We start from the raw sequence: 16,350 nt of genomic DNA on the forward strand, positions 1-16,350 counted from the left end.
GTCCAATCGCGCGATTCGAAACGACTAGCCGAGGAACTCCCGAGCCGCAGACGACAGAGCGGTCACGCCGACCTCGATGGTCGGGTGGATCTCCGGCGCGAAGAACGGCGAGTGGTTGGTCGGGATCTCCTCGTTCAGACGGCCGGCCTCGACGGCTGCGGCGAAACGCGCCGGGTCGACCCCGCCCCAGAACCAGAAGACGAGGGGCGCTCCGGCATCGCGGGCGAACCACGAGACGTCCTCGCTGCCGGTGAACATGCCGGGGTCGATGACGGCGGTCTCGCCGAGAGCACGCTGGATCGCCGAGGCCGCACGCGCCGTGGCATCCTCATCGTTGATCGTCGCGGGCAGCGTGTGCAGCGTGCGGATCTCGGGCTCGCGCTCGGCGCCCGACGCCTGCGCCTCGGCGCGGACGATGCGCTCCACGCTCGCCATGACCTTCTCGCGGGCGGCCTCGTTCGGGTAGCGCAGGCTCAGCTCGAGCGTCGCCTCTGCGGGGATGATGTTGTTCTTCAGTCCGGCGTGGATCGAGCCGACGGTCACGACGCCGACGCCCTGCGGGTCGATCTCGCGAGAGGCGATGGTCTGCAGGCGCATGACGGTGGCCGCGGCCATCACGATCGGGTCGATCGTCGAGTGGGGACGAGAGCCGTGGCCCCCGCGGCCGTGCAGGATCACGGTGAGGCCGTCGGATGCCGCCATCTGGGTGCCGCTCCGCACCCCGATGATGCCGGCGGGCAGCGGGGTGACATGCTGGCCGAGCACGACGTCGGGCTTCGGATAGCGATCGAGGATGCCGTCGTCGAGCATCGCGCGGGCGCCGGCGCCGTACTCCTCGGCGGGCTGGATCAGCACGATGAGCGTGCCGGACCAGTCGGCGCGCTCGGCGACGAGCTTCTCGACGGCTCCGATCATCGCGGTGACGTGCATGTCGTGCCCGCACGCGTGCATCACCGGCACGGTGTTGCCCGAGGGGTCGACTCCCTTGGCGGTGCTCGCGTAGGACAGTCCGGTCTGCTCCTCGACGGGGAGGGCGTCCATGTCGGCGCGCACCCAGACGACCGGTCCGTCGCCGTTCTCGAGGACCCCGACGACCCCGGTGACCCCGACGTTCTCCTCGACCTCGAGGCCCAGGTCGCGCAGGTGCGCGGCGGCGATGCCGGCGGTGCGGGTCTCCTGGAACGAGAGCTCGGGATGCTGGTGCAGGTCGATGTAGAGCGCTTCGAGGTCGATCGTCATGGCCCCGAGCCTACTCGCGGCGTCTCGGTGCCGAGACCCACCGCGCGCGCCCAGGGCACCCGTGTTCCTCACCGCCGAGACCCACCGCGCGCGCCCAGACCCATCTCGCGCGACGTGTGCACTGGTGGGTCTCGACGCGCGAGATGGGTCTCGGCGCAGTGGTGGCTCAGTGAGAGTACGAGGACAGCTCGGGGCCGGGCCGCAGCACCCCGTTCACGATCGAGCGGATCGCGAACTCGCTCGCCTCGCCGAGGTCGAACACCTCACGGTGCAGCAGCCACTGCAGCTGCAGGCCGTCCATGACGGCGAGGATGCTGGCCGCCGCCGTCGCGACGGTGTCGGGTTCGGTCACGCCCTCCTGGGCGCACAGCTCGTGGAACGCCTCGGTCACCTCGCGCCGCAGGGTCGTGTACCGCTCTTCGAAGTACTCGCGCCCCGGATGGTTGTCGGTGACCGACTCGGAAGAGAGCACGGTGTACGCCTGCACGATGCCCGGGCGCGACTCGTTGGCGATGGCCGTGCGGACGAGGTGCAGGAACAGCTCCGGACCGCCCGGGATGTGCTGTTCGGCGAGATCCTCGACGTCGGCCTGGTCGCGATAGGCCAGAACCTCGAGCAGCAGCTTCTGCTTGGAGCCGAAATGGTGCAGCACGCCGGCGTGGGTGATGCCGACCTGCTCGGCGACGTCGGCGAGCGTGCCGTTCGTCGAGCCCTTGTTGCCGAAGATCTCCACGGCGGCCTTGAGGATCTGCTCGCGCTTCTCCCGCGTGGCAGGGCGGACGGGCGCCTTCGCGACGGCTTGCTTCGGCATGGCTCCTCCTCTCGGTGTAGAGGCTACTTGCCAACTTTACTTACTAACGAGTAACCTCGCACCAGCTTACTTTCTCGCCAGTAAGCAGATTGGTGGGGGATGCCGAGCATCCACCGCCCCACAGCACAACGACCCGTGCCCAAGGAGAAGCAATGAAGCTCAGGAAATCCCTCATCGCCGCGCTCGCGGTCGGCGCCCTCGGCGCCACGGTCCTCGCCGGATGCTCGTCGGACGGAGGTTCCGGCAACGGCTCCGACGGCGGCACCGCCCTCACGATCGCCAAGCCCGACGGCGCGATCACGACCGAGTCGAACAACCCCTTCGTCGGCGACTCGTCGGCATCGAAGTACGGCTACGGCAAGGTCATCTTCGAGACCCTCGGCCTCGTCAACCAGACCGGCGACCGGGGCGTCACCCCGTGGCTCGCCGAGAGCATCGAGTGGAACGACGACTACACCGCCCTCACCGTCGTCCCCCGCAAGGACGTCACCTGGAGCGACGGCGAGCCGTTCACCGCCGACGACATCGTCTACACCTACGAGCTCGTCTCGACCCCGGCGCTCGACACCGCCGGGCTGAAGTTCGAGGGCGCCACCGTCGACGGCGACGCCGTGACCCTCACCTTCGGCGAGTCCAAGTTCGTGAACCAGGCCCGCGTCCTGCACGTCCCGATCGTGCCGAAGCACATCTGGGAGAACCTCGACGAGCCGGCCACCGACCCGGTGAAGGGCGACGACCTCGTGGGCACCGGACCGTACGCGCTGTCGAACTGGTCGACCGAGTCCGTCACCCTCGAGGCGCGCGACGACTACTGGGGCGGCGACCTCGCCGTGCCCGAGCTGCACTACGTCTCGTACGGCGACAACACCGCCCTGACCACGGCGCTCTCACAGGGCGAGGCCGACTGGGCGCAGGCCTTCATCCCGCAGGTCAAGGAGCAGTTCCTCGACTCCGACCCGGAGCACAACAAGTTCTGGGCCGCCCCGACGACCGGCTCGGCGACCCTGTTCATGAACCTGCAGCAGAAGCCCTTCGACGACGTCGTCTTCCGCCAGGCGCTCGCCTGGGTCATCGATCGCGACGCCTACGTCGACATCGCCCGCGAGGGCGCGAGCGAGCCCGTCTGGTCGGTGACCGGCCTGTCGTCGATCCTCGACGACGAGATCCAGCCCGAGTTCGAGGGCCAGGAGTACTCGGTCGATGCCGAGAAGGCGCGCGACCTGCTCGAATCCGCCGGCTACACGTGGAAGGACGACGCGCTCATCGACCCCGACGGCACGCCCGTCTCGTTCACGCTCTCCGTGCCGTCCGGCTGGAGCGACTGGAACACCGCCCAGGAGCTCATCGCCGAGGACGTCAAGGAGGGCATCGGCGCCGAGGTCAAGATCGACATGCCCGACTGGGGCGGCTGGGCCGACCCCCGCGACAACGGCACGTTCTCGGCCATCATCCACTGGCTGGAGGACAGCGGCACGGCCTACGGCCTCTACACCTCGACGATGGACCCGCGGTGGATCTCGCCGGAGGGCGTCGCCGGCTTCAACTTCGGCCGCTTCGACGACCCGGTGGCGACCGAGGCGCTCAACGCGTACGCCAACGCATCGTCCGACGAGGAGCGCACCACGGCTCTCGACACCCTGCAGAAGACGTTCGTCGCGCAGGTGCCAGCGATCCCGCTCGGCGCCCACCCGCTGCTCGGCGAGTTCAACACCCGCAACTACGTGGGCTGGCCGTCGGAGGAGGACCCGTACGCGTCCGCCGACCCGACGCAGCAGAACATCGTGCAGATCCTCACGAAGCTGAAGCCGGCCGAGTAGGACGCCTCATCCGGTCGTTGAGCGAGGACCGAAGGACCGAGACGAAACGCGCCGCCCCCGGTGCGACGCGTCGAACGCCGCCGCAGCGCGTTTCGTCTCGCTCCGCTCGCTCGACGACCGGATGGTCACGGCCCGACGGCATCCACCAAGGAGCACCATGTCAGAACCCCTGCTCAGCGTGCGCGACTTCTCGGTCGTGTACGACGTCGATCCGCCCGTCGAGGCGGTGAAGAACGTGACGCTCGAACTGCATCGAGGAGAGATCCTCGGCCTCGCAGGAGAGAGCGGATGCGGCAAGACCACCCTCGCCTACGGTGTGCAGCGCCTGCTGCGGGCGCCGGCGGTGATCGCCGGGGGCGGTGTGACGTTCCACGACGCGTCCGGTGTCGACGTCGACATCAATGCGCTCGACGTCGAGGCGATGCAGCGCTTCCGGTGGAACAAGATCTCGATGGTGTTCCAGGGGGCGATGAACGCACTCAACCCCGTCGCGACGATCGGCTCGCAGCTCGAGGACGTCTTCGAGATCCACCGCCCGGACATGAACCGCCGACAGCGCCGCGCCGAGGTGGAGGAGCTGCTCGAGATCGTCAAGGTCGGGCGTCAGCGCATCGCATCCTTCCCCCACGAGCTCTCCGGCGGCATGCGCCAGCGCGTCATGATCGCGATGGCGCTCGCGCTGCGCCCGCAGCTCATGGTCATGGACGAGCCGACCACCGCGCTCGACGTGCTCGTGCAGCGGGAGATCCTCAAGCAGATCTCGCAGCTGCGGCACGAGTTCGGGTTCTCGGTCATCTTCATCACCCACGACCTGCCGCTGCTGCTGGAGATCAGCGACCGCATCGCGATCATGCGCGAGGGCGAGATCGTCGAGCTGGCCACGGCCGAGCAGATCTGGACCGACCCGCAGCACGAGTACACGAAGACCCTGCTGTCGTCGTTCCCCCGACTGACCGGCGAGCGAGGAGTGCTGACGCGATGACCACCCTCGAATTCGCGAACGTCACGAAGGTCTACAACGTCCGGGGCGCCGGCCAGCTCAAGGCCCTCGACGACGTGAGCTTCACCCTCACCTCGGGTCGGACGATCGGCCTCGTCGGGCAGTCGGGCAGCGGCAAGTCCACGATCGCGAAGATCCTCACCCAGCTCGAGACCCCGACGAGCGGAGAGGTGCGCCTCGACGGCAAGCCGATCCCCCGGCGGGGCAAGGGGCTCCGCGCCTACCGCCAGCAGCTGCGCATGGTCTTCCAGGACCCGTTCGCCTCGCTCAACCCCTATCACTCGATCCGCTACCACCTCGAGCGTCCGATCCGCCTCGACGGCGTCGTGCCGAAGAACGAGACGGAGGCCGAGGTGCGGCGCCTGCTCGAACGCGTCCGCCTCGACGCTGATGCCGTGATCGACCGCCGCCCCCACGAGCTCTCCGGCGGGCAGCGCCAGCGCGTCGCGATCGCCCGCGCCCTGGCGTCCCGCCCGAGCCTGCTCGTGGCCGACGAGCCCGTGTCGATGCTCGACGTGTCGATCCGTCTCGGGGTGCTGACCCTGCTCGCCGACCTGCAGCGCGAGGAGGGCCTCGGGGTGCTGTACATCACGCACGACCTCGCGACCGCCCGGCACTTCAGCGACGAGATCATGGTGCTGAACCAGGGACGCGTCGTCGAGCACGGAGGCGCCGACGACGTCATCCTCGACCCGCAGGACCCGTACACCCGCGAGCTGCGGGCGGCATCGCCCGACCCCGAGGCGTTCTTCGCGTCTGCCGGACCCCGCGGCCTCGGCAGCATAGGAGGAGCCCAGTGACCACCGCATCCCCCGAGCTCGGCCAGACCGGGCTGAACCCTGAAGACGGCAGGCCGGACGCCCTCGAGGTCGGCACCACGGCGACCGCCGTGCAGAACGGTCGCAAGATCGTGCCGTGGCGCTTCTTCGTCGGGCGTGCCGGCTTCTACCTGTTCACGCTGTGGGCGGCCATCACGATCAACTTCTTCCTCCCTCGGTTCATGAAGGGCGACGCGGTCAGCTCCTACCTCGCCCGCAACCGCAACATCAGCCCTGAGGCGGCTGACTCCCTCCGCATCCTGCTCGGGATCGACTCCGACAAGTCGCTGTGGCAGCAGTACATCGAGTACTGGGGCACGCTGCTGCGCGGCGACCTCGGCATCTCGACGCTGCACGGTCTGCGCCCCGTCGCCGAGGTGCTGAGCGCCGCGCTGCCGTGGACGCTGGGCCTCGTCGGACTCGCGACGATCATCTCGTTCCTGCTCGGCACCGTCGGCGGTGCGATCGTCGGCTGGAAGCGGGGGAGCAGGCTCGACGCCCTCATCCCGATCACGACGTTCTTCAACACGATCCCGTACTTCTGGCTCGGACTCATCGCCATCGCGATCTTCTCGTCGACGCTCAAGTGGTTCCCCTCGTCGCACGCCTACGACAAGGGGCAGTCACCCGAGTGGAGCCTCGACTTCATCGGCCAGGTGATCGCGCACGGCACGCTGCCGGCCGTGACCATCATCATCGCCTCGCTGGGCGGATGGATGCTGGGCATGCGCAACATGATGCTGACAGTGCTCGACGAGGACTACATCACGGTCGCGCAAGCCAAGGGCATGCCGAACCGTCGGGTGCTCTGGGCCTACGCCGCCCGCAACGCGGTGCTGCCGCAGATCCAGAGCTTCGCGCTGTCGATCGGCTTCATCGTCGGCGGCACCATCGTCATGGAGATGGTGTTCAGCTACCCCGGCGTCGGAAAGCTGCTGCTCGACGCCACCAACGCGAAGGACTTCGCCCTCATGCAGGGCGTCTTCCTCGTGATCACCCTGTCGGTACTGATCGCCAACATCCTCGCCGACATCGTCTACGCATACCTCGACCCGCGCACGCGCCAGACGGAGGCCTGACATGAGCGTCCCCACCCAGTCGGACACCACCGCCCCCGACGGCAGCGCCCTCGCCACCGGGATGCCGGAGACCGCGACCTTCCGCACGACCGGCCCCGGCGTCGACCAGCCGCCGCGCAAGACGTTCTGGTCGCAGACGGCGCAGGCGTTCGCGATGTTCCGCAACCGCAAGTCGATCGCCGGTCTGATCATCCTCGGGGTGTTCGTGCTCGTGGCGATCTTCGCGCCGCTCATCGCCCCCTACGGCCCGACGCAGAAGGACCGTTCGGCGCTCCGTCAGCCGCCATCGCTCGAGCACTGGCTCGGCACGACGCACATGGGCGAGGACGTCCTGAGCCAGATCATCTTCGGCACCCGCGGTGTGGTGGTGGTCGGCTTCCTGTCGGCGATCATCGCAACGCTCATCGCCATCACGATCGGAGTCATCGCGGGCTACGTGCGGGGGTGGAAGAGCGAGTCCCTGTCGGCGCTCACCAACGTGTTCCTCGTGATCCCCGGCATCCCGCTGATCATCATCGTCGCCTCGCAGTTCGAGAACCCGCCGCTCATCGTGATCGCCGCAGTGCTCGGACTCACCGGCTGGGCGTGGGGCGCGCGCGTGCTCCGCGCGCAGACGATGTCGCTGCGCAACCGCGACTTCATCCAGGCCGCCCGCGCCAACGGCGAACCGCTGCGCCGCATCATCACGGTCGAAATGCTGCCGAACCTCATGGCGCTCATCGCGTCGAGCTTCGTCGGCACCGTGACCGCCGCGATCCTCGGGCTCACCACGCTCGCCTTCATCGGCGTGATCCCGGTGAGCAACCTCAACTGGGGCACGATCCTCTTCTGGGCGCAGCAGAACGGCGCCTTCCCGCGGCTGTGGTGGTGGTACGTGCCCGCCGGGCTCTGCATCGCGATCATCGGTGTCGCGCTCTCGCTCATCAACTTCGGCATCGACGAGTACGTCAACCCCCGGCTGCGCTCAGCGGGCGAGCGGGCCCGCGCGATGAAGAAGAAGGGGCTGAACGTGAACGACCCCGTGACGGCCGTGCGCAGCATCCCGACGACGGCCGCCTCGACGGCCGACACGAACGACGAGAACTCCGAGAACACGAAGCGATGACCTCTCCCACCCTGACCGAAGCCCTGCCCTACCTCGACCCCGAACTGCCGATCGCCGCCCGCGTCGCCGACCTGCTCGACCGCATGACCGTGGAGGAGAAGGTCGGTCAGATGCTGCAGCTCGACGCCCGCGACGACCTCGACGACCACGTCCTGCGCCACCACGTCGGATCGATCCTGCACACGTCGCCCGAGCGGCTCATCCGCGCGAACGAGCTCACCGCGCAGACGCGTCTGCGCATCCCGCTGCTCGTCGGCGAGGACTGCATCCACGGGCACTCGTTCTGGCCCGGGGCGACGATCTACCCGACGCAGCTCGGCATGGCGGCGTCGTGGGACGCCGAGCTCGTCGAGAGGGTGGCCCGGGCCACCGCGGTCGAGGTCGCCGCGACCGGCATCCACTGGACATTCTCGCCGGTGCTGTGCATCGCCCGCGACCTGCGCTGGGGGCGCGTCGATGAGACGTTCGGGGAAGACCCGTTCCTCATCGGCGAGCTCGCCTCGGCCATGGTGCGCGGCTATCAGGGCGACGGTCTCGACGACCCGACCGCGATCCTCGCCACCGCCAAGCACTTCGCCGGATACTCCGAGACCCAGGGCGGACGCGACGCGAGCGAGGCCGACATCTCGCGCCGCAAGCTGCGGTCGTGGTTCCTGCCGCCGTTCGAGCGGGTCGCGCGCGAGGGATGCCGCACCTTCATGCTCGGCTACCAGACCACCGACGGCGTGCCGATCACGGTCAACGACTGGCTGCTCAGCGACGTGCTGCGCGGCGAATGGGGCTACACCGGCACCCTCATCACCGACTGGGACAACGTCGGCCGCATGGTGTGGGAACAGCAGGTACAGCCCGATTACACGCACGCCGCCGCGGCGGCCGTGAAGGCCGGCAACGACATGGTCATGACGACCCCCGGTTTCTTCGAGGGGGCGCTGGATGCGGTCGAGCGCGGGATGCTGTCGTCCTCCGACTTCGACGCGGCGGTCACCCGCATCCTCACCCTCAAGTTCGAGCTCGGACTGTTCGAGGATCCGCGGCTCCCGCAGGACGCACTGGATGCCGTGGTCGGCAGCCCCGCGCACGCCGACCTGAACCTGGAGGTCGCGCGACGATCGCTCGTGCTGCTCGAGAACGACGGCACGCTGCCGCTCCCCGCGGCGGCATCGCTGTCGGTGGCCGTGGTCGGGCCGCTCGCCGACGACGCGCAGACGCAGCTCGGCGACTGGGCCGGCGGGTCCGGCCAGGCCGGGTGGCTCGACGGTCAGCCGCGCGACATGATCACGACCGTGCTCGACGGCCTTTCCGGGGTAGACGGCTGGACCGTGACGCACGCGCGCGGCGCCGACATCCTCACGCTCGAGGAGGACCCCCGCGGGGCGACGTTCCCCGACGGGCAGCCGCGCCCTCCGGTCGTCGTGCCGGCCGTCGCCGATGAGGCGCTGATCGCCGACGCGGTCGCTGCGGCCGCGGCATCCGATGTCGTCGTCGCCGTGGTCGGAGACCGCATCGAGCTCGTCGGAGAGGGCCGCTCGACCGCGACCCTCGAACTCATCGGCGGGCAGAACGCCCTGCTCGACGCGCTCATCGCGACGGGGAAGCCGGTCGTCGTGGTGCTGCTCGCGTCGAAGCCGCTCGTGCTTCCGGCATCCGTCTCGCAGGCCGCGGCCGTGATCTGGGCCGCCAACCCCGGCATGCAGGGCGGCCGCGCGCTCGCCGAGGTCATCACCGGCGCCGTCGAGCCCTCGGGGCGACTGCCGATCTCGTTCGCGCGTCACGTCGGACAGCAGCCGACCTACTACAACCAGATCCGCGGGCAGCACGGCGATCGGTACGCCGACCTCACGCAGTCGCCTGCCTGGGCGTTCGGCGAGGGACTGTCGTACTCGACCGTGTCGTATGCGGATCTCGCGGTGTCGTCGGGGCCGCTCGCGGTGGGCGACACCGTCGCGGCGGAGGTCACCGTGACGAACACCGGATCGCGTCCGGTGCGCGAGACCGTGCAGGTGTATGTGCGCGACGTCGTGACGAGCGTGAGCTGGACGGACCGCGAGCTCAAGGCCTACCGGCAGATCGATCTCGCTCCGGGGGAGAGCCGCGTGGTGCGGGTCGAGGTGCCGGTGGCGGAGTGCTCGATCGTCGACGCGGCCGGCGTGCGGAAGGTCGAGCCGGGCGAGTTCGCCCTTCTCGTCGGCCCGAGCTCGCGCGAGGAATCCCTGCTCTCCGCCTCGTTCACGGTCGCGTAGCGCCTTCCGCCCCCGCCTCGCCCTCACCCGCCGACGCCCCTGCTGGATGCCGAGGCCCCTGCTCGGCGACGTGATTCAGCAGGGGCCTCGGCGCTCAGCCGGGGCATCGGTGGGAGAGGGAGGGCTAGGACGCATACGGGGCGGGACGGGGCTCAGTCCTGCAGGCGCTGCGGGCCCGCGCCCTGGCTGCCGAGCGCGTCGTCGGGGTTGAGCAGGCTGCACGCCTTCATCGACAGGCATCCGCAGCCGATGCATCCGGTCAGTTCGCGCTCGAGGCGCTCGAGGCCCTCGCGGCGCTTCTCGAGTTCACGCTTCCACCGGCGCGCGGCGCGCGCCCATTCGTCGTGGCTCGGAGTCTGCGTCAGGGGCACGTCGGCGAAGGCCTCCTGCACGTCGGACAGCGGGATGCCGAGGCGCTTCGCCACCGTGATGAGCGACACCCGGCGCAGCATGTGTCTGGCGTAACGGCGCTGATTCCCCGGCGTGCGGGTCGAGGCGATGAGGCCGAGGTCTTCGTAGAAGTGCAGGGCGGACGCGGCCACGCCGGTGCGTCGACTCATCTCGCCGATCGTGAGCGGCTCGTCGGGGGCGTGGGGCGCGCGGTCGTGATCGGTGTGCACTGTCAAGGGGTCTCCATGATTTGACCTCAAGTGTACTTGAGGTCTTACGGTGGATACCGTGACCCGACGGAAGCTCATCCCATGACCTATGTGATCGCGCTGCCGTGCGTCGACGTCAAAGACCGCGCGTGCATCGACGAGTGCCCCGTCGACTGCATCTACGAGGGTGAGCGCTCGCTGTACATCCACCCCGACGAGTGCGTCGACTGCGGCGCGTGCGAACCGGTCTGCCCGGTCGAGGCGATCTACTACGAAGACGATCTGCCGTCAGAATGGCAGGACTACTACAAGGCCAACGTCGAATTCTTCGACGACATCGGGTCGCCCGGTGGGGCTGCCAAGGTCGGTGTCATCGAGCACGATCATCCGCTCATCGCCGCACTCCCGCCGCAGGAGGCACACGAATGACCACCACACCACCCCCCGCGCCGACGCCGTCTCCTGTCGGCGAGGGGTTGAAGGCCGCGTTCCGGCAGCACCCGGCCGGCGTCGCCATCATCACGGCGACGACCCCCGACGGACCGGTCGGGCTCACGGCATCCAGCGTCGCGTCCGTCGCGGTCGACCCGGCCGCGATCGTGTTCTCGGTCACCCGTGCCACCGGCAGCGCGGGGGCGATCCTCTCGTCCGATAGCTTCGTCGTGCACCTCATCGACGACGAGCACTCCGACCTCGCGCAGAGCTTCGCGATCAGCGGCGCCGAGCGCTTCACCGATGCCCAGGGCTGGAGCGCGCTGCCCACCGGAGAGCCCTACCTGCGCGAGGCGCGCGTCGCGATGCGCTGCCATCCCATGACGACCGTCGCCGTCGGATCCTCGACCGTGGTCATCGCCGAGGTCGACGAGGTGCTGCTCGGTCAGCAGGGCCGGCCCCTCGTCTACCTCGACCGCCGCTTCCACGCGCTGCCCGGCGACCAGGTCTGACGCGCGCCCTTCCCGACCAATCGAAGGAAGGAATCATCATGTCCACTCCGCACACCCTCCCCGAGCTCCAGTACGACTACTCGGCGCTCGCCCCGAACATCTCCGGCAAGATCATGGAGCTGCACCACTCGAAGCACCACCAGGCCTACGTCACCGGCGCGAACAGCGCGATCTAGCAGCTGGCGGCCGCGCGCGATGCGGGCGACCTCGCCGCCGTGAACAAGCTCGAGAAAGACCTCGCGTTCAACCTCGGCGGTCACATCAACCACTCGGTGTTCTGGCAGAACCTCTCGGCGGGGGCGGCGGCAACCCCGAAGGCGAGCTGTCCGCGGCGCTCGACGACGCGTTCGGATCGATCGACAAGTTCCGCGCGCACTTCACCGCCACCGCGCTTGGCGTCCAGGGATCCGGCTGGGCCGTGCTCGCCTGGGACTAGGTCGGCGCCCGTCCCGGTGAGCTTCTAGATGTTCGACCAGCAGGTCAGATAGTCGGCGTCGCTGTACCGCCGCACACCGGCGCCATGGCGCAGAGACCCGATGTCGAACATTTGACGCACACGGAACACGGTGTCCAGTCGCGCCCGAATGGAAGCCCTGTGTGCGGCGGCGCCTCCGAACTGTGTCGCCGTCGGGGTGTAGAGGGAGCTCAGATCACGCAACCACGACCGTGCCGCCGCGCCCATCACGCGCCCGTCGTATTATCCAGGCGCAGCACCCCTCGGGCGCTGTCGGTGAGATCGACTGGTTCACCGACTGGGATGTCGATTACTCCCGTGAACACCTCGTTGTGGTCGCGTGCTGTGAGCTGCCATGTGCCGTGGATCATTGTCATCGACGCGTCGGCGACGACAAGCACGAACTCATCGTCCTCCGATTCGTACGTCCCGCGGGGGCGGAGCTCCCCCACGTCGAGATCCAGATCCACCGATCCCCCGTTCTTGAAGCTCACCGACGGCGGAATGTAGGTGCCGGAGAACGACTGAGGGACGTAGCCGGCGTTCGCGAGGTGGGAGTACCCGAGGTCACGCTGCCGTGGCCCCCACACGCGCGGCGGGACCGGCAACTCCAAGCTCGACAGGTCCTCAGCCCACTGCGGGTCGATGTAGTCATACGCGAATACGTCACCGTCCAGGTGCACCTTCACCTCGACATCATGAAAGAACGTCGTCGTCCGATTCACTATCCTCACCACCACCGGCTGCAGACTACTTGCCGCGATACGCGGCGACGCCGCCCCCCACGCGGTCCGGAATCGGGTCTCCCACAGATCGATCGCCGCGCGATACGCTTCCTCGGTGCGCCCTTCCGGAACCGTCGACGCGTCCACCATCAACGCCGCACTCCGCGCCACCGACGACATGGCCGCGATCCTCTGCACCCCGGCGGCCAGCTCCGCGAGACTCCCCGCACCGACCGCTCCTGTGTCGACCGTGTCGGCCGTGTCGTTGACGAGCGGTTCGACGGCGGGGAGAGCGCCGAGCAGCCGACGCCGCTGCCCCGCGACATAAGCCTCGAGCGTGCGCGCGTCATCGATCGCGACATGCGCGACCCCACCGGAAACCTCCACGCCGAAATCGACCTCAACTTTCTGCGAGGCCGCCCCGCGCGCCAGCAGCAGATCGAACTCGTCCGCGTTAGCCTCGCGCGTCTCCCCATCGGCGCGAATGTAGATCCGCCCGCTTGTCAACGATTCCCCGTTGCTACGGCACGGGAACGGCCTCTGACCGGGTTCGGGCGGATCCACCACGATGATGAGGACCTGGTTGGCGGAACCCTCGATCGGCACCCACACGACGTCCCACCGGGGGCCCGCAGCTCCCACATACTGCTGGACGACCTTCGCGATCTCCATCATCTCGACCGGCGCGATCCCAACGACCTGACCGGCACCCACGCCGATCACCATCGCCGCGTATCCCTCGAACGCCGTTGCTGCCGTATCAGGCATCCGATTGGAGGCGCCGAGGATGAACTTCGCGATCTTCTCCTTGTCCTTTTTCGTGGACAAGTCCAGCGTGCTCTTCAGCTCCAGATAGTGACGTTCTGCCAGATCCCCTCGCTCCGCCACCGCCTCCACGAGACGCTGCGCGGCAAGAACGCCCCTCGGCGCCCGCGACGTATCCAGATCGCTCATTAGACCGACTCCCCTGATAATTCGGCACGCACACACTGAGTGCCCATCGACCTGCCCCACGCAAGCCCCTGCACCGAGAGTACCGACCACCGCCGACACCCGCGCCCACCCCGGCGAGCAGCCACGAAAGTGCGGGAACATCGAGGGTCGCACCGAGGTAGCTCTGCGTGCCGTCCGGGCTATTTTCCCCTGAAGGAACTGTAACGGATACGATTCGTTACATGCTCGATGTCGGTACGCTATCCATGGCGGAGCTCTTGGCGCTGCGGGTCAGCGTTCACCGAGAGATTCGGCGCCGGAGCGCCCCGCAGCGCAGGTGTGCGCGCTGCGGGACGAGGTTCGTCGGCCGATCTGATGCGCGGTACTGTTCACCGAGATGCCGCACCGCTGCACACCGTTCGTACCTCACAAAGGAGACCCGGCAGATGAGCAGCATTCTTGGCATCGGCTATGAGGGCCAGACTCTGGACGCATTCGTCTCGAAGCTGCGCCTTCGCGGTGTAGAGACGCTGGTGGACGTTCGATTGAACGCGATCTCACGCAAGCGCGGGTTCTCGAAGACGGCGCTCTCAGAGGCTCTGCGGGCGGCCGGTGTCGAGTATGTGCACATGCCGGCGCTGGGCAATCATCGCGACAATCGCGACGGCTACGCAGGGATCCACACCACCGAAGCCCTCGAGGCGCGCGACCGGTTCCGCGACGTGCTGACATCCGACCGAGCTGCGGTCGCGCTGGAGGAACTAGCATCACTCGCGAGGAACCGCACGATCGCCCTGTTCTGTTTCGAAGCTGACGAAGATCATTGCCACCGTCAGCAGGTGCGTGAAGCACTGACGGCCCGAATGGCCCGCGATCTCGTCACGGCCTAGAACAGGGTGGGAACGACGTCCGTCTGGGTGGGGGCATACACGCCAAGGACGCTGAAGCTTCCGCGCTTCGTCTTGTCCCCGAAGTTGCCGACGAAGAACGACGTCTGGCGGTTTGCGGCGAACTTCTGGGTGAGGAACTTCTTCTCAATCTCGCGTTTCGCATCGTCGTCGGTGAGCTCTTTGAGGTGACGACGCTGCAGTTCACCGAGCTCCCAATCTAAGAGTCGCCCGCCGTGGGACGGGCAACCGCTGGCAGAGCACCGGTACCGGTACCGAACGGTGAATCGGGGCGCCTGCAGCTCGGGCGGCGTGTCTATTCCGTGCCCGAACAGGTCTAGCGGAGCGAGGTTCTCGGCGTCGGCGATGCGCTTGAGCTGTGCATCGCTCCAGCCTGCGAACGGTACGATCTCCAGTCTCTCCACGGAATTGACCGGAACGAGCCCGAGAGACGCTGCCTTGCTGTCGCTGAGCGCCGCGCGGTGCAGTTCGCACGTGGACGTGGAGGTCACCTTCCCAACGATCTCGTGCCGATGCTTCCACTTGTTGAGATGGCTGATGATTTCGATCGACTGAATGTCGGGGCGGTAGCTTTCGCGACGGTCATCCCTGGCACTGCGGTGCACGTCGACTTCAATGACGTCGTACTTCTTGAATCGGACCCACTCCGGCATCCAGCGGAACGGGAAAGGATAGAGGCGGATCCATTCGGCGCGAGAACCGTCGATACGAATCCCCGCCACGCACACCGTGTCTCCATATGTGGAGGAAGGCTCGGGCGCAGCTTTCACCGTGATCAGAACTTGCGCGCGCTCTACCCCCGGTGCCATGCCCGTCAGAATAGCGTTCTCGTTGGGATAGCGCGGTTCGAACCGGCCGAGAGGAGGTCGCGGGTCTTCACATCGATGTCGTCGCCGTCGGCGCGGGCGGGGAGCTTGTCGAACAGGGTGGTGTTGCTGACCCGGTTGGGTAGTGCGCTCTGCCTGCAGATCTGCCAGAACGCGTCGGTGTCGACGATGCTGTTCGCGCTCCAGGGGCCGTCGGCCGTGGCCGCGGACAGCTTCCCGATGAGGAGCCTGCCCCCGGTGTTGATGCTGACCGTTGCGCGGGCCTGTGCGATGGTCGTCCGGGCGCGGCTCGGTCAGGGTTGCAGACATCGCCGAAGCCCCCCGTTACCGCCGAAACCCCCAGTGCGTGCGCGCGTATCGGGGGGTTTCGGCGCAAAGGGGGGCTCGGCGAAAGGAAGAGAGGGGCGTCAGGCGAGCAGCTCGGTCACGAGGGCGTCGATCCGGCGACGGATGTCGTCACGGATCGGCCGCACGGCCTCGATGCCCTGGCCCGCCGGGTCGTCGAGCTCCCAGTCCTCGTAGCGCTTCCCCGGGAAGATCGGGCAGGCGTCGCCGCATCCCATCGTGATGACGACGTCCGACGCCTGCACGGCATCCGTCGTCAGCACCTTCGGGGACTCGGCGGTGATGTCGATCCCGAGCTCGGCCATCGCCTCGACGGCGACGGGGTTGATCTGCGCGGCGGGCATCGATCCGGCCGAGCGCACCTCGATGCGATCGCCCGCCGCGGCGCGCAGGAGACCTGCGGCCATCTGCGAGCGACCTGCGTTGTGGACGCAGACGAACAGCACGGAGGGGATGCCGGGGGTCATGCCTCCAGCATCCCACGTCCGCGCGCGGCGCCGCCG

General features: G+C 68.1%; 15 protein-coding genes and 1 pseudogene. 10 read left to right on the forward strand and 6 right to left on the reverse strand.

The window, feature by feature from the left end; genetic code table 11:
* Nucleotides 1-24: 24 nt before the first annotated feature.
* Entirely contained in the window at nucleotides 25-1,239 is a 1,215-nt protein-coding gene (locus tag FSY98_RS10185; RefSeq protein ID WP_144876293.1) for an amidohydrolase, read from the reverse strand.
* A 166-nt stretch (nucleotides 1,240-1,405) separates the two neighbouring features.
* Nucleotides 1,406-2,050, reverse strand: coding sequence for a TetR/AcrR family transcriptional regulator (locus FSY98_RS10190; protein ID WP_144876295.1), 645 nt, complete (start codon nucleotides 2,048-2,050; stop codon nucleotides 1,406-1,408).
* Between the two features lie 152 nt (nucleotides 2,051-2,202).
* Between FSY98_RS10190 and FSY98_RS10195 the strand changes: the two genes are divergently transcribed.
* From FSY98_RS10195 to FSY98_RS10220, 6 genes are all read left to right on the forward strand, one after another.
* Nucleotides 2,203-3,867 carry an ABC transporter substrate-binding protein gene (locus FSY98_RS10195; RefSeq protein WP_144876297.1) on the forward strand — a complete coding sequence of 555 codons (1,665 nt, stop codon included), beginning with the start codon at nucleotides 2,203-2,205 and terminating at the stop codon, nucleotides 3,865-3,867.
* A gap of 157 nt (nucleotides 3,868-4,024) precedes the next feature.
* Nucleotides 4,025-4,849: an ABC transporter ATP-binding protein gene (locus tag FSY98_RS10200; RefSeq protein ID WP_144876299.1), complete on the forward strand. Its 825-nt coding sequence runs from the start codon at nucleotides 4,025-4,027 to the stop codon at nucleotides 4,847-4,849.
* Entirely contained in the window at nucleotides 4,846-5,667 is an 822-nt protein-coding gene (locus FSY98_RS10205) for an ABC transporter ATP-binding protein (RefSeq protein WP_144876301.1), read from the forward strand. Before FSY98_RS10200 ends, FSY98_RS10205 begins: the two co-directional genes overlap by 4 nt.
* On the forward strand, nucleotides 5,664-6,764 hold the full coding sequence (locus FSY98_RS10210) for an ABC transporter permease (protein ID WP_260857351.1): 1,101 nt from the start codon (nucleotides 5,664-5,666) through the stop codon (nucleotides 6,762-6,764). The genes FSY98_RS10205 and FSY98_RS10210 overlap by 4 nt, the downstream gene beginning before the upstream one ends.
* Nucleotide 6,765: 1 nt before the next feature.
* Nucleotides 6,766-7,869 carry an ABC transporter permease gene (locus FSY98_RS10215; protein WP_186307614.1) on the forward strand — a complete coding sequence of 368 codons (1,104 nt, stop codon included), beginning with the start codon at nucleotides 6,766-6,768 and terminating at the stop codon, nucleotides 7,867-7,869.
* Entirely contained in the window at nucleotides 7,866-10,112 is a 2,247-nt protein-coding gene (locus FSY98_RS10220; protein ID WP_144876303.1) for a glycoside hydrolase family 3 N-terminal domain-containing protein, read from the forward strand. The genes FSY98_RS10215 and FSY98_RS10220 overlap by 4 nt, the downstream gene beginning before the upstream one ends.
* Nucleotides 10,113-10,264: 152 nt before the next feature.
* Here the strand turns inward: FSY98_RS10220 and soxR are convergent, their stop codons facing one another.
* Nucleotides 10,265-10,738, reverse strand: coding sequence for a redox-sensitive transcriptional activator SoxR (gene soxR, locus FSY98_RS10225; RefSeq protein WP_260857352.1), 474 nt, complete (start codon nucleotides 10,736-10,738; stop codon nucleotides 10,265-10,267).
* A 75-nt stretch (nucleotides 10,739-10,813) separates the two neighbouring features.
* Between soxR and fdxA the strand changes: the two genes are divergently transcribed.
* From fdxA to FSY98_RS10240, 3 genes and pseudogenes are all read left to right on the forward strand, one after another.
* Nucleotides 10,814-11,140 (forward strand): ferredoxin, encoded by a 327-nt coding sequence (gene fdxA / locus FSY98_RS10230; protein ID WP_144876305.1) that lies wholly within the window; start codon nucleotides 10,814-10,816, stop codon nucleotides 11,138-11,140.
* A complete protein-coding gene (locus FSY98_RS10235; RefSeq protein WP_144876307.1) occupies nucleotides 11,137-11,655 on the forward strand; it encodes a flavin reductase family protein in 519 nt (172 codons plus the stop codon). Before fdxA ends, FSY98_RS10235 begins: the two co-directional genes overlap by 4 nt.
* 38 nt (nucleotides 11,656-11,693) lie before the next feature.
* Nucleotides 11,694-12,088: pseudogene (locus FSY98_RS10240) on the forward strand (superoxide dismutase); the annotation flags it as partial.
* A gap of 248 nt (nucleotides 12,089-12,336) precedes the next feature.
* Here FSY98_RS10240 and FSY98_RS10245 read toward each other — a convergent pair.
* Nucleotides 12,337-13,788, reverse strand: coding sequence for a hypothetical protein (locus FSY98_RS10245; protein WP_144876309.1), 1,452 nt, complete (start codon nucleotides 13,786-13,788; stop codon nucleotides 12,337-12,339).
* 425 nt (nucleotides 13,789-14,213) lie between these two features.
* On the opposite strand from FSY98_RS10245, the gene FSY98_RS10250 reads away from it, so the two are divergent.
* The gene (locus tag FSY98_RS10250; protein WP_144876311.1) at nucleotides 14,214-14,657 is read left to right on the forward strand and encodes a DUF488 family protein; all 444 of its coding nucleotides are present in this window, start codon (nucleotides 14,214-14,216) and stop codon (nucleotides 14,655-14,657) included.
* Here the strand turns inward: FSY98_RS10250 and FSY98_RS10255 are convergent.
* Both FSY98_RS10255 and FSY98_RS10260 read right to left on the reverse strand, forming a co-directional pair.
* Nucleotides 14,654-15,484 carry a hypothetical protein gene (locus FSY98_RS10255; protein ID WP_144876313.1) on the reverse strand — a complete coding sequence of 277 codons (831 nt, stop codon included), beginning with the start codon at nucleotides 15,482-15,484 and terminating at the stop codon, nucleotides 14,654-14,656. The genes FSY98_RS10250 and FSY98_RS10255 overlap by 4 nt on opposite strands.
* Nucleotides 15,485-15,909: 425 nt before the next feature.
* Nucleotides 15,910-16,314 (reverse strand): arsenate reductase ArsC, encoded by a 405-nt coding sequence (locus FSY98_RS10260; RefSeq protein ID WP_144876315.1) that lies wholly within the window; start codon nucleotides 16,312-16,314, stop codon nucleotides 15,910-15,912.
* Nucleotides 16,315-16,350: the final 36 nt, after the last annotated feature.

This window comes from Microbacterium sp. 1.5R, assembly GCF_007667425.1.
Classification (GTDB): domain Bacteria; phylum Actinomycetota; class Actinomycetes; order Actinomycetales; family Microbacteriaceae; genus Microbacterium.

Excerpts from the sequence above, each read along its gene's own strand:
- FSY98_RS10185 (WP_144876293.1), bottom strand. The coding sequence starts at position 1,239 with ATGACGATCGACCTCGAAGCGCTCTACATCGACCTGCACCAGCATCCC.
- FSY98_RS10190 (WP_144876295.1), bottom strand. The coding sequence starts at position 2,050 with ATGCCGAAGCAAGCCGTCGCGAAGGCGCCCGTCCGCCCTGCCACGCGG.
- FSY98_RS10195 (WP_144876297.1), top strand. The coding sequence starts at position 2,203 with ATGAAGCTCAGGAAATCCCTCATCGCCGCGCTCGCGGTCGGCGCCCTC.
- FSY98_RS10200 (WP_144876299.1), top strand. The coding sequence starts at position 4,025 with ATGTCAGAACCCCTGCTCAGCGTGCGCGACTTCTCGGTCGTGTACGAC.
- FSY98_RS10205 (WP_144876301.1), top strand. The coding sequence starts at position 4,846 with ATGACCACCCTCGAATTCGCGAACGTCACGAAGGTCTACAACGTCCGG.
- FSY98_RS10215 (WP_186307614.1), top strand. The coding sequence starts at position 6,766 with ATGAGCGTCCCCACCCAGTCGGACACCACCGCCCCCGACGGCAGCGCC.
- FSY98_RS10220 (WP_144876303.1), top strand. The coding sequence starts at position 7,866 with ATGACCTCTCCCACCCTGACCGAAGCCCTGCCCTACCTCGACCCCGAA.
- fdxA (WP_144876305.1), top strand. The coding sequence starts at position 10,814 with ATGACCTATGTGATCGCGCTGCCGTGCGTCGACGTCAAAGACCGCGCG.
- FSY98_RS10235 (WP_144876307.1), top strand. The coding sequence starts at position 11,137 with ATGACCACCACACCACCCCCCGCGCCGACGCCGTCTCCTGTCGGCGAG.
- FSY98_RS10245 (WP_144876309.1), bottom strand. The coding sequence starts at position 13,788 with ATGAGCGATCTGGATACGTCGCGGGCGCCGAGGGGCGTTCTTGCCGCG.
- FSY98_RS10250 (WP_144876311.1), top strand. The coding sequence starts at position 14,214 with ATGAGCAGCATTCTTGGCATCGGCTATGAGGGCCAGACTCTGGACGCA.
- FSY98_RS10255 (WP_144876313.1), bottom strand. The coding sequence starts at position 15,484 with ATGGCACCGGGGGTAGAGCGCGCGCAAGTTCTGATCACGGTGAAAGCT.
- FSY98_RS10260 (WP_144876315.1), bottom strand. The coding sequence starts at position 16,314 with ATGACCCCCGGCATCCCCTCCGTGCTGTTCGTCTGCGTCCACAACGCA.